General features: G+C 35.9%; 24 protein-coding genes. 1 reads left to right on the plus strand and 23 read right to left on the minus strand.

The features are described from left to right. Window positions 1-106: 106 nt before the first annotated feature. The 23 genes from ISU00_RS07580 to ISU00_RS07690 all read right to left on the minus strand — a co-directional run bounded on the left by ISU00_RS07580 (window position 107) and on the right by ISU00_RS07690 (window position 20,637). Window positions 107-646 (minus strand): GNAT family N-acetyltransferase, encoded by a 540-nt coding sequence (locus ISU00_RS07580; RefSeq protein WP_228853452.1) that lies wholly within the window; start codon window positions 644-646, stop codon window positions 107-109. Between the two features lie 87 nt (window positions 647-733). Further along, complete coding sequence (locus tag ISU00_RS07585; protein WP_228853453.1) at window positions 734-1,192, minus strand: hypothetical protein; 459 nt, start codon at window positions 1,190-1,192, stop codon at window positions 734-736. Between the two features lie 24 nt (window positions 1,193-1,216). Continuing rightward, window positions 1,217-1,453: a hypothetical protein gene (locus tag ISU00_RS07590; RefSeq protein ID WP_228853454.1), complete on the minus strand. Its 237-nt coding sequence runs from the start codon at window positions 1,451-1,453 to the stop codon at window positions 1,217-1,219. Between the two features lie 33 nt (window positions 1,454-1,486). Further along, window positions 1,487-1,858, minus strand: coding sequence for an amidohydrolase family protein (locus ISU00_RS07595; protein ID WP_228853455.1), 372 nt, complete (start codon window positions 1,856-1,858; stop codon window positions 1,487-1,489). After that, window positions 1,848-2,414: an amidohydrolase family protein gene (locus ISU00_RS07600; protein ID WP_228853456.1), complete on the minus strand. Its 567-nt coding sequence runs from the start codon at window positions 2,412-2,414 to the stop codon at window positions 1,848-1,850. The genes ISU00_RS07595 and ISU00_RS07600 overlap by 11 nt, the downstream gene beginning before the upstream one ends. 202 nt (window positions 2,415-2,616) lie before the next feature. Then, on the minus strand, window positions 2,617-4,485 hold the full coding sequence (locus tag ISU00_RS07605; RefSeq protein ID WP_228853457.1) for a M14 family metallopeptidase: 1,869 nt from the start codon (window positions 4,483-4,485) through the stop codon (window positions 2,617-2,619). A gap of 59 nt (window positions 4,486-4,544) precedes the next feature. Beyond that, window positions 4,545-5,006 (minus strand): nuclear transport factor 2 family protein, encoded by a 462-nt coding sequence (locus tag ISU00_RS07610; protein WP_228853458.1) that lies wholly within the window; start codon window positions 5,004-5,006, stop codon window positions 4,545-4,547. Between the two features lie 83 nt (window positions 5,007-5,089). Beyond that, the gene (locus ISU00_RS07615; protein WP_228853459.1) at window positions 5,090-5,926 is read right to left on the minus strand and encodes a PAS domain-containing protein; all 837 of its coding nucleotides are present in this window, start codon (window positions 5,924-5,926) and stop codon (window positions 5,090-5,092) included. A 72-nt stretch (window positions 5,927-5,998) separates the two neighbouring features. Then, entirely contained in the window at window positions 5,999-6,841 is an 843-nt protein-coding gene (locus ISU00_RS07620) for a hypothetical protein (RefSeq protein WP_228853460.1), read from the minus strand. 60 nt (window positions 6,842-6,901) lie between these two features. Beyond that, complete coding sequence (locus ISU00_RS07625; protein WP_228853461.1) at window positions 6,902-7,939, minus strand: acetylserotonin O-methyltransferase; 1,038 nt, start codon at window positions 7,937-7,939, stop codon at window positions 6,902-6,904. A gap of 238 nt (window positions 7,940-8,177) precedes the next feature. Then, entirely contained in the window at window positions 8,178-8,681 is a 504-nt protein-coding gene (locus ISU00_RS07630) for a hypothetical protein (RefSeq protein ID WP_228853462.1), read from the minus strand. 174 nt (window positions 8,682-8,855) lie between these two features. Continuing rightward, on the minus strand, window positions 8,856-9,329 hold the full coding sequence (locus ISU00_RS07635) for an SRPBCC family protein (protein ID WP_228853463.1): 474 nt from the start codon (window positions 9,327-9,329) through the stop codon (window positions 8,856-8,858). A gap of 68 nt (window positions 9,330-9,397) precedes the next feature. After that, on the minus strand, window positions 9,398-10,603 hold the full coding sequence (locus ISU00_RS07640; protein ID WP_228853464.1) for an esterase: 1,206 nt from the start codon (window positions 10,601-10,603) through the stop codon (window positions 9,398-9,400). Between the two features lie 78 nt (window positions 10,604-10,681). Beyond that, window positions 10,682-12,325 (minus strand): AMP-binding protein, encoded by a 1,644-nt coding sequence (locus tag ISU00_RS07645; RefSeq protein WP_228853465.1) that lies wholly within the window; start codon window positions 12,323-12,325, stop codon window positions 10,682-10,684. Between the two features lie 156 nt (window positions 12,326-12,481). Next, window positions 12,482-13,366 (minus strand): SDR family NAD(P)-dependent oxidoreductase, encoded by an 885-nt coding sequence (locus tag ISU00_RS07650; protein WP_228853466.1) that lies wholly within the window; start codon window positions 13,364-13,366, stop codon window positions 12,482-12,484. Window positions 13,367-13,557: 191 nt separating this feature from the next. Next, on the minus strand, window positions 13,558-14,301 hold the full coding sequence (locus ISU00_RS07655; protein ID WP_228853467.1) for a hypothetical protein: 744 nt from the start codon (window positions 14,299-14,301) through the stop codon (window positions 13,558-13,560). 61 nt (window positions 14,302-14,362) lie between these two features. Continuing rightward, a complete protein-coding gene (locus tag ISU00_RS07660; RefSeq protein WP_228853468.1) occupies window positions 14,363-15,214 on the minus strand; it encodes a DUF5694 domain-containing protein in 852 nt (283 codons plus the stop codon). A gap of 190 nt (window positions 15,215-15,404) precedes the next feature. After that, complete coding sequence (locus ISU00_RS07665) at window positions 15,405-16,115, minus strand: VIT1/CCC1 transporter family protein (RefSeq protein WP_228853469.1); 711 nt, start codon at window positions 16,113-16,115, stop codon at window positions 15,405-15,407. Between the two features lie 64 nt (window positions 16,116-16,179). Then, window positions 16,180-17,127: an NmrA/HSCARG family protein gene (locus ISU00_RS07670; RefSeq protein ID WP_228853470.1), complete on the minus strand. Its 948-nt coding sequence runs from the start codon at window positions 17,125-17,127 to the stop codon at window positions 16,180-16,182. Between the two features lie 172 nt (window positions 17,128-17,299). After that, window positions 17,300-18,130: a 4,5-DOPA-extradiol-dioxygenase gene (gene ygiD, locus ISU00_RS07675; protein WP_449500883.1), complete on the minus strand. Its 831-nt coding sequence runs from the start codon at window positions 18,128-18,130 to the stop codon at window positions 17,300-17,302. Between the two features lie 112 nt (window positions 18,131-18,242). Then, window positions 18,243-19,085: an SDR family oxidoreductase gene (locus ISU00_RS07680; RefSeq protein WP_228853472.1), complete on the minus strand. Its 843-nt coding sequence runs from the start codon at window positions 19,083-19,085 to the stop codon at window positions 18,243-18,245. Between the two features lie 40 nt (window positions 19,086-19,125). Beyond that, on the minus strand, window positions 19,126-19,710 hold the full coding sequence (locus ISU00_RS07685; protein ID WP_228853473.1) for an ester cyclase: 585 nt from the start codon (window positions 19,708-19,710) through the stop codon (window positions 19,126-19,128). A gap of 93 nt (window positions 19,711-19,803) precedes the next feature. Next, window positions 19,804-20,637 (minus strand): AraC family transcriptional regulator, encoded by an 834-nt coding sequence (locus ISU00_RS07690; RefSeq protein ID WP_228853474.1) that lies wholly within the window; start codon window positions 20,635-20,637, stop codon window positions 19,804-19,806. Window positions 20,638-20,816: 179 nt separating this feature from the next. On the opposite strand from ISU00_RS07690, the gene ISU00_RS07695 reads away from it, so the two are divergent. Then, window positions 20,817-22,598: a tetratricopeptide repeat protein gene (locus ISU00_RS07695; RefSeq protein WP_228853475.1), complete on the plus strand. Its 1,782-nt coding sequence runs from the start codon at window positions 20,817-20,819 to the stop codon at window positions 22,596-22,598. The last annotated feature ends 49 nt before the right edge of the window (window positions 22,599-22,647 follow it).

The following is a 22,647-nucleotide window of genomic DNA, read 5'->3' on the forward strand; positions in this document are numbered from 1 at the left end:
GCATCTTAATTCCTAAGAAATACTCCAAAATGGTTTAATTTCTGTGCTGTGCTATCAAATGCAACATTTTTGAAATGCTTTCAATTTAAAGAAGATTTATTAGGAATTATCTCAAGATTATTCGGTAATGGAGCAATTCTTCAGGATCATTTGGCAGGTTAGTGGTTCCTATGCATTCTAAGCCAAGTTTTTCTAATAGCTGTTGAGATGAGATATTGTCTTTTAGGGTATATGCTTGAATTTCCTTGATACCAAGTTCATTAAAGGCTATATCTCTTAACTTGCTTGCTGCTTCAAAGGCATATCCCAACTTTTCGAAAGGAGGGAGAAATGCAAAACCTATATCAATGCCTTCCTTTCCTTCGCGTTCGTATAATCCACAGGTACCAATTTTATAACCTTCTGTTTTAGTTATTAGTGTATAATTTGAATAACCAAGTCGCTCTAACTGGGTCAACATTCTATTTTGGATGTAATTTTCTGCATCTTCCACACTATGAATATTTCTATCCCCAATATATTTCAACCATTTAGGGGTATTCATTAATTTTTGGATGAATTCAGCATCATCCAAATCGGTTGGTTTTAGAAATAGGCGTTCCGTTTCGTATGTTTTATAAACTGCTCCCATCAAAAAAGCTAACAAGTTATTCTTCTCTTTTTAACTGGAATGATTATTGAAATTAAATTAATCTAATTTTTAGACATCTAATGGAATATTATGATTTCAAAATTAACCGAAAAAGCGTATTAATTTTTCACCCCAACCAGCATTGAGTAATGAAAATATGATCGGTAATGTTAAAAGAAAAACAATTAAAATTACGACCGAGATTTTATATGGCTTTTTTCTCTTAACAATATCATATATAATCAATGAAATTGGGAATAAATAAATTACGGTAAATTTCAAAAGTGGGTGAATATCCTGTAGTCCTAATGGGTCAATAAAACGGTCAAAGGCAGGATTTAATAAAAGTCCAGACACACCGAACATTGCTCTTTTATGGACGTAGGGTTTGTTTCTTTTATAATACCCAATTGCCAAAAAGGCTAAACCGCTTAGGGTTAGGTACAGATTGCCTACGACCAGTCCGCCAGTATTTTCAAAAGTCCTAATGACATCGTAATAAGATTTTTCACCATTCATAGTTTCTGAAGAGATTTCCAATATTACGTTTAGGTTAGCCATGGTAATGATTAGTGCAAATAAGAATCAAAAGGTCCCAAATCTTCGATGATTAATAATGTTGCCTTTATAAACTAAATGAGATTGGTAAACATAGGCCACATACCATATAACCATTAAAGCCCCATGAATTACTAAATAGGATGGAATTGACGTTTCTTTATAAATGGGTCGAAAGAAAAACCCTTTAGAAAATCCAATTATTACAACAATTAGAAACATCCATGCCGTAATCAAAAAATAGCTGTCTCTTTTTCTTCCCATCACTTAAATTACTGGTTAGGAATTATTAATTGCCTAAGCCCAAAAATCTCGCCGCGTTATTGTAAAAAATATCAGCTTTTTTTGTTTTTGGGTTAAAAATTCTGCAGAATTTACCGTTTCAATGGCGACATCAATAGTGTCGGGCCAAACCATTTGGTCCGTGCCAAACATAATTCTATCACCAAAGCCGGCTGTGATTAAGGATTTGATATAACTATAAAGCTCCTCTTTTGGTAATATCCAATTTATAACAGCGATATCTACGTATACATTTGCATGGGCGTATAGAAGTGCTTTTACATCCTCCACATAGGGCCATCCACCATGCATAATATATAATTTTAATTTAGGGAATTTAGCCAATACTGGTTCCAATTGTGTGGGGCTTGCATTATTAACACGCATTCCCCCCCAACATTTCTGGCATAAGGTGTATTCCATTATTTGGTCCGCAAGGTAAAATATGAAAGCCAACAGGAATCTGTAACTCCTCAGCTAATTCAAAATAGGGTTCTTGTGAGGGGGCATCCGCTAAAATACCAGCATAGTAAGGAGCCATTTCGGCAATTGCACCTAATTTTCCTTGAGAATGAAGAAACCGTATGGTGTCTAGATTATTAGTTTTTGCATTGATTATTGTCTCAGGCACATCGGTATACCAAAAATCTGCATTTGTTAGAATCGCCTTTTTAATGTTATACTTTTCAAATCGTTTTAAAATTTCAGTTTGAAGTTCCTTTGCGCTTTTACTTCCTTTAAAAGTTTGACCTCTAAGTGTTGGTGGATGGGTAAGTCCTAACATTGGATCACCCTCCTTAAAGGCATGGAGATGCATGTCTATAATTGGTCCGGTATATCGAGATTCGGTTGAAGAATTGTTGTTTGTTTGGCTAAAGCCATTAGGACAACTAAAAACTAAAGAAATGATAAAGATTAACAAAATGAGAATTGGTTGCTTCATTGCATTGTGTTTTACAGTAAGTTAAGGAGTTTATGATGCTGTAGAAAGGGTGGCGTTATAAACTACAAATTACAATAACAAAAATCAATAAGTAACCTTACTTATTTCTTATCCAAAGTGACCAGCTATCGTTATAAACTTAATATAGACCGTCTTTTAGAATGGAGGTTTTCCTAATAAAATTATTTAATAAAAGAATTAATTAATTAACCCTTCCTACCGGATATAATAAGTACCGACTGTCATAATATGGTGATTTGCTGTAGAACCAATTCATTATTGCATACGGTCTTTTGGCAAAAGAACTGTCTTTCATTTTCTCTTCATATTCTTTTTTCAATACAGGAGAATCCTCGAGCATTTGTTTAGCCATTGGTTCTATAACATAAGATTCCATATATTCTGTTCTTTGAAAAATATTTAGAAAAAACCCCCAGCTAAAAAATGAATCGCTAACACTTGGTTCTAATAAGTGAACAGCTAAATCACCCAAGGGCTGATCGGTAGAAATGTAGGCTGATCCTTGTGGAAACAATTGTTTTTTCTTAATTGTCACAGGTTTGCCACTAACCGTCATATGTCCTTCATAGGGAGTCTTTCCAAATTCTGCATCTTCAATACGGTACATCTCAACCTCTAATTCTTTTGGTTCTGTAATAATTTCCATTTGGATGCCGTGAATTTTTAATCGTTCAATAACTTCACTATAACTTGCAGGAATATAATAACCTTTTGGTCTTGAGATGAAATCTGAAGGTTCAGTTGCCTTAAAATTCGCAATCGTTTTTGTTTCTGGTTTGGCAAGCCATTCAATATAGTCGGAATTTGTGACGGCTGAAGTTGTTAATTTAGAGCTGATGCCTAAAAACAATAACGAATCTGGAGGTGTAATTGTTGAAGCTGTATTAAGGTCTTTTGCTGAGTCAAAATCTGCCCGTTTTTTCATTTGGGGAATTAAATAGGAGGTCGGTAAAGAAGACTGCCTCAAGTTTTTGTCCAACTCGGTTGCATTTCTAAGATTATTCCCTTCTTTTGAGAGGAGCTTCAACGTATTTTCAAGCAAGACATAAGTTCCTAATACACGCTGTCTGTAAGGCTTTAGAGAATGATTTTCTACCAAAATGGTAGCCAAGTGCCTTAAATTACCATAACTATGTGAAAAACGCGGACCGAATCCGTACACCATATTACCTGCGCTAAAATCCCTATTGTTTGCTGCAAATAGTAAAGGACCTGGAATGTGTCCGGCAGTTTCAAGACTAGCATCAGAATTTGGCTTAAATGTATTCCCCAACCACTTGGCAATATTTGGGGAATTGCCAACAACATCAGATCCACTAAATGTGATGTCGTATTGATAGTCAGCACCATCCGTTACATGAATATCCATATAAAGCAAAGGATCATATTCATTGATCACGCCTAATACAGCCCTAATCCCTTCTGTGTCTAGTTTTGTATAATCACGATTAAGGTTGAGGTTTAAAGCGTTGGTTCGCCACCCCATATTTTTTGGACCTCTTTGGTTTGGTCTATTATAGGGAGAGGAATTTTCATGCCCGTCAACATTTAGTATTGGAATAAATAAAAAGTTCACTTGGTCTAGTAATGATTTTTTATTTCCAAAGGCAATATCTCTAAGAAGCATCATCCCTGCATCCTTTCCATCGATCTCACCTGAATGTATTCCCGCTTGGGCTAGAAATATTGGTTTTAAGGATTTTTTCAATCCCTCCGCACTTTTATCATTCTCATTGGAAACTACAATCATAAAAATTTCCCTGCCTTCAGCACTTGTGCCGATACTTATTTTATTTAATAGGGGGGAAGAGGCACAAAGTTTATCTAACCATACAAAAGTTTCTTTGTAAGTAGGGGTTGATTCAAAATTTGACAATTCTGCAGGGGTCACCCAGGGATGGTTATTTTTTACAACTAGGTTTTCACTTTTACCATGCCACTCCATAACTGGGGGTAGGAAATTTTGGGGAAAAGATGAAAACGTGATGCATATGGTTGTAGCAATGGCTAAAGCGAGATGTCTAAAATTTAGATGGAATGATTGATACATAGGTTAGCATTAATTTACCTACGCAAGATAAAATTTAAAAGGTCTAAATCCAGACTTTTTTATTGCTCTTGTACAGAGGATTCGTGCACATACAAAACTTTCCAGTCAGAATTGTCTTTAGTCATTACTAGGGTAGCTGCACCGCTCCCAAAAGGATCCTCGTTCTTATCGTTAAATTGAAAAAAAACAATGGCTGAGGTATAGTCTATTACTGTTACATCGGGGTTGGAAATAGAAATATCATAAGTGGCTGTTTGAGAAAAGTTTTCCATTAAAAATTTTTTAAATCCTACATAATTACCCGGTGGATATGTACCTCTCCAAAAATATTTCATATCGGGGTGATAAAGCGCCATCATTTTATCAGCATCTATTTTACCATTCCAAGCGGATGTCCAATTTTTTGCTACCTCCATCACCTCTTTTTCTATAAGCTTGATTTCATCTTGAGATTGAGCGCTAACTGTTGTTAATGATAAGCAACTAATAAGTAATGCAATACAATAGATTTTAAATTTCATATTCCTTAAAATTAGAATTTACACAAAAGGTAGTGCTTTATTTTTTAAGGAAGTTTTAATTAAATGAAAATGAATTGGTTAGATTAAAGGTGTTCACTAACATCCCTAAAATGGCGTTTTCCTTTTAAGGCTTTTTCATATTCGTTCTTGCTTAGAATATTTTCATCTAACTTCATGTCAACCTTGCAGAGGGTATCTAAAAATTTATCGATTAACTTTGGATTGTTCCGCACTTCCTCATTCAAAAAATTATAGTCAACATTGATGCAAATAGCACCCACTATACCCATTTTATCTTTATAAATAGGGATGGTGGTGCACTTAAATCGTCGGGAACCTATATTGAGTTCGTAATTAAGTTTGTCCTCCTTATTCGTATCTCTTCGCTTTAAATCCATCACCAAATTAGTTGCGGGAGCTTCCACATTTCTACCTGTAACATTGTTTTTAATATGGTATAAAGCTTTGGATGGGTTACTTAGATTATGTAGCAATATTTCGATGCCACAGTCGGGGAAACTATCGCCTATTAGGCGAACAATACGCTTGTAGTTTTCTAAAAACTGTAAGGATTCGTCTAATACCTGATCGCCATTATAAATTTTATAAAGCTTTTCATAATTTTTAAGTTGTGAGGGCTTATAAACATGACGGATATTGTTCTGTTCACCTATTAAGATTAGTTGTGGACCTGCCTGATAATCTCTTTTTTTCAGGAGATGAGCCACCCCTTCATTAAATAAATCAAAATCGAACTGCAACATTTTTTTGTCATCCAAGGAAAATGGGTAAAAGGGATAATTTTCTAACGGTTGCCCCTTTTTCTTACGTTCTTTATAACGTCCGTATAGATAACCTAATCCAACAAATACTGCTGAGGCAATTAAGCCATAGACGATATTTAAAATTCCTTCTATCATAATAGATTATTAAATTCTATAGGGTTATCAAATGCTTTGCTTCTCGATATTTATAATCGAAATTAAGGAAAATCATTCTACGGTAAAGGTAGAAATTGCTCCTTCCAATATATGATATGTACCTTCGGCATTGGCCATGCAATAAAGGACATAACTTCCTGGTTCAAAATTTAGGTTTAATCTTACCGATAATCCTTGGCCAATTGCTGAGGTTACTCCGACTCCCTTTGCTGGAGGTGGCCCTGCAAAGGTGCTAAACCAATTAATAACATCTTTTTGGGTAGCACCAGGATTTAATTTGGAAATTGCGGCTAAATGGTATTTCGAACCTGAATTAACCACATCAATGGCCTGGCTGCCAGATTTAATTTTAGAATTAAGCTGATGGTTTTCATCAGTCATAACTATAGTGACATCTGGTTTTGGTAATTCTATTTGGTCATCAACCCTCCCAGAAACAACTACACCTTTATGTTCTATTCCTGCAAAATGAGGCTCAGTATCTGAGCCCATAACGCAAACCCAAGTATAGTTTCCAGGCTCAAGTAATAAAGTTACATTGGCCTTTCCGTTTTCTGAAATAACACCCCCTCGGTGGATCATCCAACTTGGTCGAGCTCCCCCGGTTCTGCTAGAATCAACATATGCCTTAATCAATTGTTGGGTAGAATATCCATCCTCCAGTTTAATAAGATGGGCAGAATGTATTTCATTTGTTTGGTTGACTAATGAAATGTCTACATAGCCGGCTGGTACATTTTCAGGAGCTTCAAATGAGTTTTCAGTGATGGAAACAGTTACCTTTTCTATTTTTCCGGTTTCTAGTTCACTTTTTATTATTCCTACCTTGGAATTTTGATCTTTACATCCTATCAAGACCATAAAAAGAATGTAGACTTGGGCAATAAACTTCATATTAAGACATTGATTTAAAACACTTTAAATCTCTTTTAAAAATACAAATTATATCAGATCTCACTTAATGGCGATAGCTGCGCTGGAAGGTCCTGCCAAAGGCATTACATCAATTTTGGAAAAGCCAGCTTCTTTTGCCCACTTTTCAAAATCGGCAGCCGTGAAATCAAATCCGCCATCCGTTTCTATAGCCATATTTAAGGACATCATTAAACCGAAGGCGTTTTTGTTTCTTTCGTTATCTATGATGTTTTCAACGACAATGAAGGCACCTCCATCTGGCAATGAGTTATACGCTTTTTTTATAAGCATTTTTTTGTCTTCTAGGCTCCAATCATGAAGAATGTTTCCCATAGTTATAATATCGGCATTTGGCAAATCGTCTTCGAAAAAATCACCTGAACGAACTTCAATTCTGTCACCGAATCCAAAACGGTCGATGTTTGCTTGGGCAATTGGGGAAACAGCTGGTAAATCAAACGAAATACATTTCATATGGCTATTGTTCTTTGCAACATGGATTGAAAGATTGCCTCCTGAACCGCCCACATCGCATAGAGTTTTATATTTAGAAAAATCAAAATCATGAGCTAGTTTCATGAAATTCCCAGCTTGAACACCGCCCATTCCATGAATAAATTCTCTTAACCGATCTTCATTCGCATAAATTGCCTCGAATAGTGGTGCACCGCCATTTTTGGTTTCGTTTTGTGGTTGACCGGTTTTTAAACAAGTTTCTAAATCATTCCAAAAGGGATACAGCCTATTGTTGGACATTTCCAAAATACCCCCTATATAACTAGGTTTGTCTTTATCTAAAAACAAATTCGAGTCTTCTGAATTACTGTAGATTGAGCTTTCCTTCAATCCAGTTCTTTTTAAAAATCCTAAGGCAACCAAGGTGTCAAGAAAATCGTAGACAGACCTTTCGTGTAGACCTAATTTATCCTGTATATCCTTTGCTGACAATGGGCCTTTTGCTAGGTGGGTGAATAATTCCATATTCACGGCCGTGAGCAAGGTTTTTGAAGCCCAAAAGCCCATGCCTATTTGCATTATTTTTGAAGGGTTTGGTTCAGATGGTGTTGATTCTTCCATTTTAAAAACTTTAGTTGGTTAAAATTCCCTAAAACTATAAGCGGTGAATATCATTCTGGTAGATTAAAGTTGGTGGTAAGAGCTGCCAACTTGAAAGGGAAATATCTATGACATTTTATAAAGATAAGTTATAATTTATAAAGGGAAAAAGTGACTTAGTTATTCCTTTAAATAGCATGAATTTCTAAGCAGCGTTACAATATTTAAGAGTAAAAGATATTCTTGAATGTCTTTTGTTTTAATCCTTGGGTAAATACTTTTCCGGTAGTGGATTGCTTCCAGTTTCATCCTGCCAAAATAAATTTACAATCCACCATCGTGCCCCATCAAACATTAACTGTAAGCTATTAATCCCTCTGCTGCGATTACCATTGATGTCTTTTTCGTAGGTGCTCCAAATATGAGCAATATTGCCAAAACTTTCTTCCACTCGGTAAATTTCTCTTTCATAAAATCCAATTTCTTTCATACGATCAAAATTCCTAGCGCTGAAATCCTCGGGTGAAAAATATAAAGCCTTGGCCATGTCTTTGGTTGTGGTTGCAATTAACTTAGCTTCGGGATGAAACATCGACATGAACAATTCCTTGTTGCGCTCCACTCCCTTATCTCCTGATATAACTGAATATAAAATATCAATAGTGCTGTCTAAGGTTGAAAACTCGATAGGATTTTCATTTTCTTGGCCATAATTGTTGGTGAAAGACAATAATAATATGATGATGGCGAATTTCAGTTTCATTTGATGTATGTGAAGTTGATGTTATCCATTGATTTTATGTCAAGGTAGTAAAAAGATTAATTGATTTAGAAGTTTCTATTAGTAAGCTTGCATCCCTTTTTTGCGTCAATCTTACGGCATGGCCATGCTGTTAACAGTTTAAACAGGCTTGGAAATATTATAGGAATGGGTTGTTTAACTTCTTTCTTCAAAAGGAAGAATAATTCCCTTTTCAACATAATCTTTAAGCCCTTTGAGTAACATTGCCCAACAAAAGGATGCAATCCTAAAATGGGAATTGCGTTCTTTCCAATTCAAATGTGTGAATTGTAGTACTGATTTGCCTTTCTCTTCCCTTATTTCAAACCCAAAAGTGGTAGGATCCCAATCAACGTCCGATTTGGTCATTTTTATATGGAAGCTTTTGTTCACATCAAACTTCACGACTTCTCCAAACCAATTGTATTCTGGTGAAAAAAAGAAATTGTATTGAGACCCTAATGCAGGGTTGCCTTGGCATTTTTTTGGCCACCAATTTATTAGGTGTTCAGGTTGTGCAATCGCTGTGAACAATTTTTCTGGAGTAACATCAATAGTTAAATCATGATAGATTCCAAAAGTTGCATCAATATTTTGAGAGTGTTTTGTAGCCATTTTTTCTAAACTCAAGAAATATGAATTAAATTTTGATAATCTCTATATTCTCTGTGAATACTATTCAATTTTATAGAGACAGTTTAAAATAATCTCGGTACAAACTGAGACAAATAAATTCGCCAATTTCGCCAAATATGTCCTCCTTCAGACTCCATATATTCGTAAGGCATTTCTATGGAATCTAAAAGTTTTATAAACTCCATATTGGCGTCATATAAAAAATCGGTTTTGCCTATTGCAATCCAGTACAGTTTATAGCCATTTGTTTTTTGAGTATTTAAGCTTTCCTCGAAATTGGAATAAACTTTAGATTCAGAACCGTCTCGCGGCATAATGGCCGCAGAAAACAATCCGATATAGTCAAAAGTATTAGGAAAATATCTCGAAATGTGAAGCGAATGGAACCCACCCATAGAAAGACCTGCAATTGCACGGAATTCTTTTTGTTTTTTAACGCGATAGTTACTCTCAACAAAAGATATGATATCCATAAAAGTTTCTTCGTAAGTTCCATTCATGCTGCCGGGTACCATAAATTGGGGTTTATAATATCCCTTATTACCTTGACCCGGTGCCGCATCTTGTATAATATTGGCATTGGGCATAACCACAATCATCGGCTTCGCTTTTCCTTGAGCGATGAGATTATCCATAATTTGGGAGGTTCTTCCTAATTCTATCCAAGCTTCCTCATCTCCACCGGCTCCATGTAATAAATAAAGCACTGGATATGTGGTAGTTTTATTCGATTCATAATTTGGTGGGGTGTAAACCGTTAATCGCCTATCCATCTTAAGTCCGGGGGAATTATACCAAATGCGTGAAACGGTTCCGTGGGGAACGTCATTCACCTTATATAAATCTGCTTGTTTGCCACCGACAATGAATATATTGGTAACTGAAGCCACATCTCTAATTAAAAAAGGATTATTAGGGTCTGTATTTGAAACTCCATCAACAATAAATGAGTAGTTATATAATTCTGGCATCAATGGATCGGAAGTAAAACTCCACAACCCATTCTTGTCTTTGGTTAAATCCGCATGGGTCGGAGCGTCTACCATTCCCCATTGAGTTTCCTTCTTTATAGTTGGCAAAAAATCGCCTGTAACCTTAACAGAATCTGCCGTTGGGGCAAAAAACCTGAAAGTAACTGATTTATCGTCATGAATTTCGGGAGAGGTGATATCTTGGTTTGAAAATATGGCCTCCTGACCAAATGCTTGGTGGAAAACTAAACTGGAAATAAATAGAAATACTGAGATTTTGGAAAAGATGGTTTTCATAATTAAGTTAAGCAATTAACTATAAAAATACGATAGATTTTTTCAGTCAGAGCTTAATTTTGACAGTAAATCGGTCTCCTATTCAAATACTACCTCTCCCTCTTGGTTAAACCAATTTTTATAGTTGGGCATATGGATTTTTTCGATTTGATTTCGCTTAGTTTTTAAAGTGGGAGTTAACAGACCATTATCTACCGACCAGTCAGCCTTCATGATAACCATCTTTGATAATTTCTCCACTTTTTTAAGCTTTTTATTGACTGTTACAAGCGTTGTTTTAAGACTTTCAATTAGTGTTTGGTGGTCTTTAGCTATACCATCTTCAGACAAAACGCAAAGAGCTATAGGCTGGGGGATTCCCATACCTACTACACAGCATAATTCTATATTTTCATTTTTCAATAGTTGCAATTCAATAGGTGCAGGAGAAATGTATTTCCCTTTATCTGTTTTAAACTGGTCTTTTATGCGCCCAGTTATGAAAAGGTATCCATCCTTATCATATTCGCCAATATCACCAGTTTTAAGAAATCCTTCGCTATCAAACATTTCCTTTGTTAGATCAGGGTTTTTATAGTAACCCTTCATGAGAACCTCATTTTTTATGCAGATTTCTCCCTCCTCAGATATTTTTCCTGTTACTCCAGGTAAGGCCTTACCAACCGATCCTATTCTGTTTTCGGCAGGAAAATTATAATGTGATAAAATACAGTCTTCGGTCATTCCGTAAACTTGGTTGATATTTACACCAATTTTCCTAAACCAATGAATTAGTTCGACGGAAATAGGGGCTGCACCAGAGGCAATAAATGTAGCTGTGGAAAGTCCCAGTTTTTTCTTTAACTTTTTTCTGACAAGCAAATTGACAATTGGGATACTCGTAAGAAGATTTAATTTTTTCTGGGGTATCTTTTTTAAAATGGCTTCTTGAAATTTTGCCCAAATACGCGGAACTGCAAAAAACATGTGAGGTTGAACCTTCTCAAGATCAAGTGCAAAGGTTTCAATAGATTCTGCAAAATAAAAAGTGGATCCTCTAAACAAACCATTCATTTCTATACCAACTCGCTCTGCTACATGTGCTAGAGGTAGGTAAGAAAAGAAGCGTGGATTGTCAGGGACGCTAAGTTTCTTAGGGTAGGTTTGAGGAACTATAGTGAAATTTTGTACAGTATGCATTACGCCCTTTGGGGTACCCGTAGTTCCAGAGGTATAAAGAATTGAAATTAAGTCATCGGGGTTTTGGTCTGCATAGGAAGTCAAGGGTTGGTTGTTTGCTACCAATTCATCCCAAGAAGTTCCATCATCCATACCATAGCAATTGAATCCGATTTTATTTATCTCTGGTATTCCAACCTTTTGGGATGGATAATCATCAAGTTTCCCGAGAAATATGGAGGAAGACTCACTGTGGTCTAAAATTTGACGAATTGAATCGGCGTCTAAAGTGGGATAAATAGGTACAGATATATGACCTGCCATCATGATAGCGAGATCGGCCATAATCCAATGTGCACAATTTTTGGACAATATCGCCACCTTACTTTTAGGAGGCAAATCGAGTTGCCTCAATGACTTAGCTACCCTCCTTATTTCATCTCCAGCTTGAGAACGGGTATATGTTTTTCTTTTGCCTCCATGAAGGGGTTGGTGGAATAAAATTAAATCAGGATTTTCCTTTTCCCATTGGAGAAAGGCGCCTAAGGGTGATTGAACAGACATGTTAAAGTTAGTAGTTGTACTACAAGATAACTATTAGATTTCAATTATTTGGCTATTGCATTCATTTTGTGCTAATTGCAAAAGTTGAATTACGGATTGCATTAAAAAAATGAAACAAATTTTTAAACCAATTGAGGGCAAGTCAACACTTTTGTCCTAGTTGTTAGGTGTTAATTGAGGTTCTAAACTGTGGTTTGCTCCAAAGTTGAAAATATTGGTGATTTTCTTTTTAAGAAGGCGTATTCTCTTCATAGGATGACTTTTTATTATAAGTCTGCCAAGGCGTGGTGAGATTCTGTTAATAGATAATAGATAAACTTCAAATTTACCCACAACAATTCGCTGGCGTTTTTTCATTAGGCCTTTAATGGTGTCTTTTGCACATTGGTCTGCAGTCATTCCTAATTTATGTGAGGTTTCAACCCTTCCGAAAGGTTTGCCGTTTCCACATAATCCCTTGGCCGTTATTTCAGTGTTTATGAAACCTGGAATCACAAAGCTAACGTCAAGGTTGCAATTCATATTTTCAGCCTGAAGCGATTCGAAAAAACCATGAAGAGCATGTTTTGAAGCGGCATAAGCGGAACGTCCAGGGATACCCATTACTCCTGCAAAACTGGAAACTACAGCAAACCAACCATGCCCTTGGTCAAGGTATTTTGGCATAATTGCCTTTGTAAAGGCAACGGTTCCGAAATAATTGGTTTCCATAATTTGTCGGTCAATCTCCATTTCATTTTCAATGACCATTCCTTTTTGTGCAATCCCGGCATTATGAATAACTAAATCTAATTGCTTTAAACCTTCTACAGCGTTTATTGCTGTTTTTATGGAGTTTGAATCGGTTATGTCTAATTCAAGGGTTATAAATTGGTTTGGATACTGACAGCTTTTTTTAAGTTCTGTGAGTTTTTCCGATCTTCTAGCAGATGCAATTATTGTTGCTCCTAATTGATTTAATTGAATTGCTAATGAAGCTCCAATGCCTGAAGAGGCTCCTGTTATCCAAACTACTTTATTTTTAAAATCTACTGTTTTCATCGGTATACGTTTTAATTAACCCTCGTTTCGATTGTTAATCCAAACTTAGCTCGGAAAAATTGTTGGGATGTCCGAAATAAGGAGTCTTAGATAAATTCGGACATCTTTAAATTCAAATAAATTGAAGGTTGATTTTAATATACTGTAGAGATTTGTAGGTGTTACAAATTAAAATTTAGAATTGTAGCAATTTATTCCACATTTAGGATATTGTTGAAATTACCTTGGTTATCCTTAACCTCGAAAACAGGATTTCCACCTTCGTCTACATAGATTTTTATTTTTACAACTCCATTTGGATCGGACAAGTATAAGCCTGAATTATTATCGCCGGTTCTTCCAAGAAATAACCGTCGTTTACTCCCTAAACTGTTGCCAATTTTCGCAACTAACTCTTCAGCTTCTTTCTCAGAAAGGGATTTTAATTTTTTTTGAAGTTCCTCTATCTTGTTTATTCTAGTTATGAGATCTGATCCTGTAGGTAGATCTGATATTGCAATACCTCGACTTATTCGTTCCTTTCCGTCTTTGTAGGATTCGCTATTTAAAATTTGGATGACCTGATCTTCTTTATATTGGTCCATGGTAAATGACATTCCAGAATAAGTTTGGCTATTTTCAGTTTTTCCATGATATATTAAACCCCCACATTCATCACCTTCTTCATTGAAAAATAGAATTCCTGCAGGTCGATCTCTTTTTTCGAAATCTTTGCCATTCATTCGACCTGGATGCTGCCGAGTTTCGTTGCTTAATACCATTCTTAATTCTCCGTCTTCTGCAACGACATTTATTTTTTTAACCGTAATTTCATCGAATTGCTCATTTTTATCTTGGCTTCTTACAGATGTTAATAATAAAAAGCCAAAGACAATTGTACTTATAAGGGCATAGGCAGATAATAAATTCAATCTTTTTTCAATAGATCTTTCCATTGTTATGATGTTTTAAATTTTTCAAATGTTATATTCAAAAATGTGACAATTTCAATAGTATTTAGAGATTATCAAATTCTATGAATTCGTATTCTGGCGAGGCTTCTATAACTTGTCTTAATACTGAGGCATGGCCATTTCCAAAGACAAGTAAGATTCTATCATTGGCATTTTCAGTAATCAGTTGTAATTTTCTAAATATGCGCAAATTCCGATTGTACCACCATGAGGAAATAATATCAGCTCCCCTTGAATCGCCTAGTTTGAAGTCGCCAATTAAATACGCTCCATAATCGTATTGATGATACTCTTTTGAATTTATGTACTTGAAATAGTCCAATAAATTCATCTTCGGTATAGCCTTATCTTCAGCCTCACGCTGGTCTCTATAATAATTTTCATAAATATCATCACTTTGAAAATCGAAATCTTTAAATAGAGCTTGGGCGTAAGACGAGTCAATTTTTTCTAAATCGCCAGCCATTGTTTCGGTATCAATTGAGTATAAGGTGTCTAGTTTTAATTCTGAGGCAATACGCATAGCCAATTGGAAGCGTTCATCCCTATTATTTTGGTATTCACCAGATTTATAACTTCTAAATTTTTCGGTTGCATTCCAATTTTCAAACGCTTCTATGGCAATTTTGTTAGGTTTGAACTTTTTAATGTAATTAACCAATTGAGTTACCTCAGATTTTTTTGGCTCTTTTAAAACATCTATTTTGTCTTCGCTAGATGTTTTGTGTGCATCTAAGCCTGGGTAATCAAAATGGAATGTACCCACTACTAGAACCTGAGCTTTTTCTTTTGGAAAATATTCAGATATTTCCTTTAAGGGTAATTGGTTTTTATGATTGGAAGTGCAGGAAAAATTTAAAAGGAGACAGAGGAAGAAAAATTGAAAATACTTCATTATTAGGGTGGTTAGTTAATAAAATGACGACCACACCTGCAATTTGTTACATCTGTCAAGTTCCAGTTTAATACAAGTAGAAAACGAATTCTATTCAAGTTAGCTTTAAATTCAAAGGGGATGTCATAAGATTTTAAATCTTTTTAGTTTTAGTTTGAAGGATTCAATTTGAAATAAATGCTTTAATGACTTAGGCAACATTCACATTAAAAAAATATCCTACTAATGCTGTTAGTCCCATGGCAACGGTACCCCAAAAAGTAATTCTTAAAATTGCTTTACCAATATTAGATCCTCCTGTTTTGGCCGCTGTTGCACCTAAAATAATCAGGAAAAAAAGGGCAAAGAAATAAAGCCAATATTCCATGCTTCTTAATGGGAGGAATAAGGTAACTAAAAACGGCAATAAACCTCCAACGGTAAATGCAGCTCCAGATGCCATTGCGGCTTGTAGTGGTTTTGCTTGGCTTATTTCATTAATCCCCAATTCGTCTCTTATATGAGCGCCTAAGGCATCATGTTCTGTTAGTTCCTTTGCTACATTAAGAGCTGTTTCCTTTTTTAAACCTCTTTGTTCATAAATTTCAGCCAGTCGTTGAAGTTCAATTTCAGGCATGTCTTTCAATTCTTCTTTTTCTCGTTCAATATCTGCTTTTTCTACATCTGTCTGTGAGCTTACGGAAACATATTCTCCTGCTGCCATGGAGAGTGCGCCTGCAACAAGGCCTGCCAAAGTTGCTAAAATTACGGGTTCTCTTGTATCACTTGCCGCGGCAACACCGATGGCAATACTTGCAGTCGATAAAATACCATCGTTCGCTCCAAGAACAGCGGCCCTTAACCAATTACTGCGATTGATATAATGGGGAGCTAAATAATCATCCAAAGGTTCTGTTTGCATGTTTGTCTATTATTTCAATTACAATTGACCTTTAAAATAATGTGAGGATTTTCTATCTAGAAAATTATTCCAACGGAATGCGTTCCGCATTTATGGACAGCCATTTGTCAAAGTCTTGGAGTTCAGAATTTAGTTTTAAAGAAAGTTCTTCATCGCGAATACTATTAAAATCATCATTGAAATCTCTTTTAAACTGGAACATATTTCCTAAATCGTCAGCGCCAGGAAATCCAAAATTTCTATAGGTCTCAGGACTAACATTATTATAAATAACATTAATATCTAGGGCTTCAGAAAGTTTTGCAGCCATCTCACTTCCGCTTAATTTTTCTCCAACAATTCCTATAGTCTTTCCAATTATGTCGCCATTTTCTTTGAAAACGCCATACGCACATTTTCCAATGTCCTCTGCGGCAATACCAGCCAATTTTTTATCATCCATAGGGAAAGCTATATAGTAATTGCCATCTTCTCCTTTTTGAGGCCCCATTCCGAAATAGATAAAATTATCCCAATAAAAAGAAGTTCTCAAAAGGGTTACAGGCAAGTTTGCTTCCTTAAATAAATTATCCGCTTCTCCTTTGCCATCAAAATGTGGGACTTTATATTTGCCTTGAAGCGTTGGCATTCTATCATCATCTAATGGAACCCAATTTCTTGTGTCTTCTAATGTCGACCAAATGATATGTTTTAAATTGGAAGTTTTGGCAGCGTCGATGAAGTTTTTTACTTCCTGCATTTCCTTTTCTGCGGAAAAATGCTCCCAGAAAAACGTGACAAAATAGGCTCCATAGGCTCCATCTAAAGCAGCTTTTATACTTTCCGTATCATCAATATTGGCTTCAACAACTTCAGCTCCTTGCTTTTTTAAGGCATTTGCCTTTTCCGAAGAGGCATTCCTTGTAACAGCCCTTACTTTGAAATCTGAACTTTTATCAGTTAATATGGCTCTCACAAGCCCTCCTCCTTGTGCTCCAGTTGCCCCAAATACGGTAATCAATTTAGTACTCATTTTTTAATTTTTTAATTCTAAAGTAATCTTCAGTGTAGACTTTAAATGGGTTTACCCATCATTTATCTTCACCCTCATAAGATACAAAGAATAAAATTCGCAATTGTAATATTTCAATTGGAGCATTTCACATCTTTGGGATTATGCCTAAACCATAAATGGCAATAATTTCTTATGCAGCTTCAATTTTTAGTGAAGTCATTGTTAGGGAACCCGCCACTGGTTTATCGTTGAATAAAGTTACTTCCTCATTCTTCTCCTTTAAAGCTAAGGTATAAAGCAAAGGTAAATAATGTTCAGGGGTAGGGATAGCCAAATCAAATGCCCGGCCCTGTGATCTAAAATCAATTAGCCTTTGGTGGTCACCACCTAAAATATAGCTTTTCATTTTTTCGTTTGCCTCCGTTGCCCAATCAAAAGCAAATTCTTCATTAAGCTTACTCCAAGCAACCATACGTAAATTATGCACCATATTTCCACTTCCTATAATTAATACACCTTTATTCCTAAGGCTATTAATTTCTTTCGCTAACTCATAATGGTACTGTGGGGGTTTAGAGTAGTCAATACTCATTTGAATTACAGGGATGTCGGCATTTGGATATAAATGCTTTATAACACTCCATGCGCCATGGTCCAAACCCCATTTTTCATCTAAACCGACTTCAGTTTTTGTTATGATGCTTTTTGTTTCCTTTGCTAATTCTGGACTTCCTGGCGCGGGGTACTGCACATCAAACAAGGCTTTTGGAAATCCACCAAAATCGTGAATTGTTGGTGGATTTTGCATCGCAGTTACAAAGGTTCCTTTGGTTTCCCAATGGGCAGATATACAGAGAATGGCATTAGGTTTAGTAATTTCTTTACCAATTCTTCTAAATCCGGCTACAAACTCATTTTCCTCTATGGCATTCATAGGGCTTCCGTGCCCAAGAAATAACACAGGCATTTTACCTGTGTTACTTAAGGGTTCGGTCATTTTATTCAAGTCTCTTAAATTCATGTTTGAACCAATTATAGGCATTAAAGCCAATGATTTTAAAAACGTTTTGCGATTCATTTGTCAAATTAAATATTATTGTTGACAAACATTATTGATGATTTGTACTGTTAAACTACAAAGCCTTTGATAAGGATTCAGAAATACTTGTTGTAGGTCTTCCAATAAGAGTGCTTAGCTCGTTTCTTTCATCATAAAGATCCCCTTTTAAAGTCGAGATGTGAGTGCCAGCCAAAAAAGTGGCCAGCCCCTCTGGCAATCCAGCTTCAATTAATGCATTGCTGTATTCTTCCTCTGAAATATTAACGTAAGGTATTTCTTTGTTGATGAGTTTAGATATTTCCTTTGCATAATCCTCCATGGTGTATGCATCATCACCAGAAAGTTCATATGCTTTGTTGATATGTGAATCCTCAGAAAGCACTACGGCTGCTGCTTCAGCATAATCCTCCCTTGAAGCAGATGAAATTTTTCCTTCACCCGAACTGCCATACAATGTCCCCAATTCTACCACACTACCTACAGATTCCGTATAGTTTTCATTGTACCATCCATTCCTTAAAATGGTATAATCTAAACCAGATTCTTTTATTGCTTTTTCAGTATCCATGTGTTCACCTGCCAACACCAAGGTTGATTTATCTGCATTTAACAGGCTAGTGTATACAATGTGTTGTACTCCAGCGGCCTTGGCGGCGTTAATAACTGCTTGATGTTGCGTATAGCGTTTTCCTATTTCATTTCCAGAAATCAAAAGTAATTTGTCAATTCCTTTTAAGGATGCTTCCAAGCTTTCAGGTTCATTATAATCGAATTTTCGTGCCTCAATTTCTGACGAGTATAGTTTTTCTGGAGTTCGTACTAGCGCAACAATTTTATCAGAAGGTATTCTGTCTTTTAATTTTATTAAGGCCCAAGTTCCTAATTTTCCGGTCGCTCCTGTTATTCCTATTTTCATTTTCAATATGTATTTAAATTAATTTGTTTTTGGTGAAGTCTTATTGTGCAAGGCCAATTTGTTTCATAAAAGATTGATTGTCCCAAAAAAGATACTCTTTAATCATTTTGCCATCTTTCCATTGACCTATGGTTGCCATTGTTAACTTGAAAGACTTTCCTGTCGGAGGTATTGTTTTTCCATTTCCTATTGGCATGGGCTCACTAAATGTTCCTTCCAATTCGCCTATCACAGCCGTCCAATCACCACTTCCAAAACGTACTGGATGGTTTTTGATTTTTGTATCTGGCGCAAAAATGAACATTGGCTTTAAGTCATCAATGTGAGCAGGGTATAGGCCTTCAGTAATACTACCATCAGGGTTGTAAACTACTATATCATCAGCATGACTTTCATTAAACTTATCCCATTTTTGATCGGTATAATATTCATAGTCCAATGTGTCAAAAACTTGAAGGCGGTTCTCAATTAATAATTTTTCATCTTGATATGTTTGTAGCTCAGCCTCCAAAGATTCTATTTTGGCTTGCAGCTCTGCTTCGTTATTGGAACAACTTGTTGCAATAAAAATGGTTCCAATTATAATTAGCAAAAGCTTTCCTAGTGATTTAAATTTTGTTTTCATTTTGTTCTTATTTGAATGTCAATTATTGATGATACAAAGATGAAAACCATTGAGGTTTTATTTTTTACACATTTCGGAAGTATTAGGGTAATATTAGGAAATAAGTTTATTTCTCATTTCATCCCTAAACTCTCCGGGAGACTGCCCCGCTTTCTTCTTAAACACTTTTGAGAAGTATGAACCTTCATTAAAACCCAAATCGAATGCAATTTCCGATATGGTTTTGTCTGTAGATATTAGAAGGTTTTTTGCTTCAATAAGTTTCCGAGTTTCTATTATTTCAGAAACGCTTTGTTCTAAAATATTTTGGCAGATATGGTTTAGATTCCTCGAGGTCATAAACAATTTTTCGGCATAAAATTCAACTCCCAAAGGTCTGCGATAGTTTTCCTCTAGAATACTTAAAAAGTTACCAAACGAAATGTGTTGTGTTTTTTGAAGGCTTACATCTGGGGGTAGGGTTTTTTTTCGTTCCGACTCAATCATGGTAAGAAGTACACTCAGTAGTTGGCGAATGACCCCATAATCTGCCGAATCGCTTTTTGTTTCCTCAAACATCATTGTGCAAATTGTAACCAAACGTTGAAAACAGTTATTCTTGTCTAATTGTATGTTGGCCTGATTGTGGTATAAAGAATAAAGCTGGAAAGTAGTTTCAGGTATAAACTCACTTTTAAAACGGATTCCCCAAATTTCGCATTTCCCGTCGTGGATTTTGGGAATAACACGGTGAACCTTTCCCTTTGTTACAAAACTTACAAAGGGAGCTTGAATTGTGGACGTCTTAAAATCAATAAAGTGTTCTAATTCACCTTCTATCCCAATTAAAAGTTCCTCAAAATCATGGTTATGTGGTTCGTCAGGCAATTCGGATATCCTTTTTGCCTCTTCAGCATCAACCTTAAATATGTGAAACAACTTGTTCAAAGGAATTGTAATTTAATGTTTTTGGATTGAACTTTATATTGGTTTGACCGAAATTAAATAAAACCAATGAATTCTATATGAATGTCAAAGAATAAAGGGTTTGAACCGTCCTCCTTTGTCGTCTTCAATGATCATTTCCTTAAAAATCCGTATCTTTAATATATAAGTTCAATAGGGGGATGAACTTAGCAAAATTCATATCAGAAATTAAAAGGCGCAATGTCATTAGAGCCATATTGGCTTATTTGGCTGTTGCTTGGGTTATTGTTCAGATTGCTTTCGTTGTTATAGATGCCTTTACCCTTCCTGATTATTCCAAAAAAATTGTTTTTTATATTTTATCCATTGGCCTGGTAATTTGGGTTGTTTTTTCTTGGGCATATGACCTTACTTCAGAAGGTTTTAGGAAAACAGAGGACATTACCAACAAACAGGAGGTTGAAACGTTTAATAGGAAACGGTTAAATACCGTAATTATAGGAGCGCTTTCATTAGCCGTGGTATTGCTAATCGTCCTAAGTTTTTGGGCCGGGTCTTTATGGAATCAGGGGCTTCTCGATAAAGAAACAACTAAGGTAGCTGTGATTCCATTTGAAATAGAAAATGTTGATCAGGAGGAATATTTCAAATCGGGCATGACCGATGGGCTTATTGAAGAATTATCAAAAACGGAAAAGCTTACCATTCTTAGTCAGGCATCGACTAAATTATTACCGGCTTCCTTTAGTACGGCTAGTATGTTAATGACTAATGAAATGGACGAAATAGAATATTTTGTTACTGGCTCATTAGATCTAAAACTGAATAGATTAACAATAGACGTGCAGTTAAAGGAAGCAATAGAGGCAGACCCTATTTGGGAGAAAACCTATTCCGATGATTTAACAAATGTAAAAAGACTTTGGGCGGGTGTGGCGGATGATATTGAAAGGCAAATGGGAATCGTGGTGCCAGGAACATTAAAAGTTGATCGATCATCAATTCGAGCTATAAATCCAGAAACATACTCGCTTTACCTAAAAGGAAAATATAATTTAAGCAAATCCACTCCTTCTAATTGGTTGAGGGGTATGGTGTATCTACAAGAAGCGGTGGATAAGAATCCTGGTGATACCTATGCCTGGTCTGGTCTGGCCGAAGGCTATGTGATGATTGGACATGGCCCTAATCCCCCTCTAGATGTATTTCCGAAAGCCTACGAAGCTGCTATGCGTGCCATTCAATTAGACTCCATGAATGCTGAGGGTTGGGCTGCCTTAGCTCATTACCATACTTATTTTGGCTGGGACTGGGATATGGCTGAATATGCATTTAATCGAGCTAATGAATTAAATCCGAATATGGCATATAACCATTACCATCGAGCTTGGTATCTTGTTTTATTTGGCAGAATAAATGAGGCATTAATAGAGCATAAACGCGCTCAGGAATTAGACCCATTTACCCCATTACATACAGCTTGGCTTGGTGAAATTTATAGATTAGTAGGCGAATATGAAAAAGGATTGGCTGAGGTAGAAAAAGTGGAACATATGGACGACGATTTTGCCTTGGGATTATTGATAAAAGGGAATATTCAGATGGATCAAGAAAAGGTGGAAGAAGGATTAAAAAACCTTAAGGCAGCGTCTAAAATTAATCCGGATTGGAAGTATTTGGGCTATGGCCCAGCATTAATCAGAGCGGGTAAATTGAAAGAAGGCAAAGCCATTATTGAGGAACTTGAAAATAAACCAACTACGCCCTATGGGGCATTATGTTTAGGAATAATGTACAACCAGTTAGGGGATTTAGATAAAGCTATTGAATGTTGGAGCTATAAAGACAAGCATGGTTGGTATCCGTGGATTAGAGTATTGATGTGGCAAAAAGAAATAATTAAGGATCCTCGTTATTTGGAGCTTATTCGGGAAATGGGTTTGCCAGACCCCGCGCCATTTGTATATGAACCAGAGAAATAGGTCCTTTATAAGTAAAAAGAGACCAAGCTATCAGGATATAAATTTTTAA

The sequence above is a fragment of the Aegicerativicinus sediminis genome (assembly GCF_015476115.1).
GTDB lineage: Bacteria > Bacteroidota > Bacteroidia > Flavobacteriales > Flavobacteriaceae > Aegicerativicinus > Aegicerativicinus sediminis.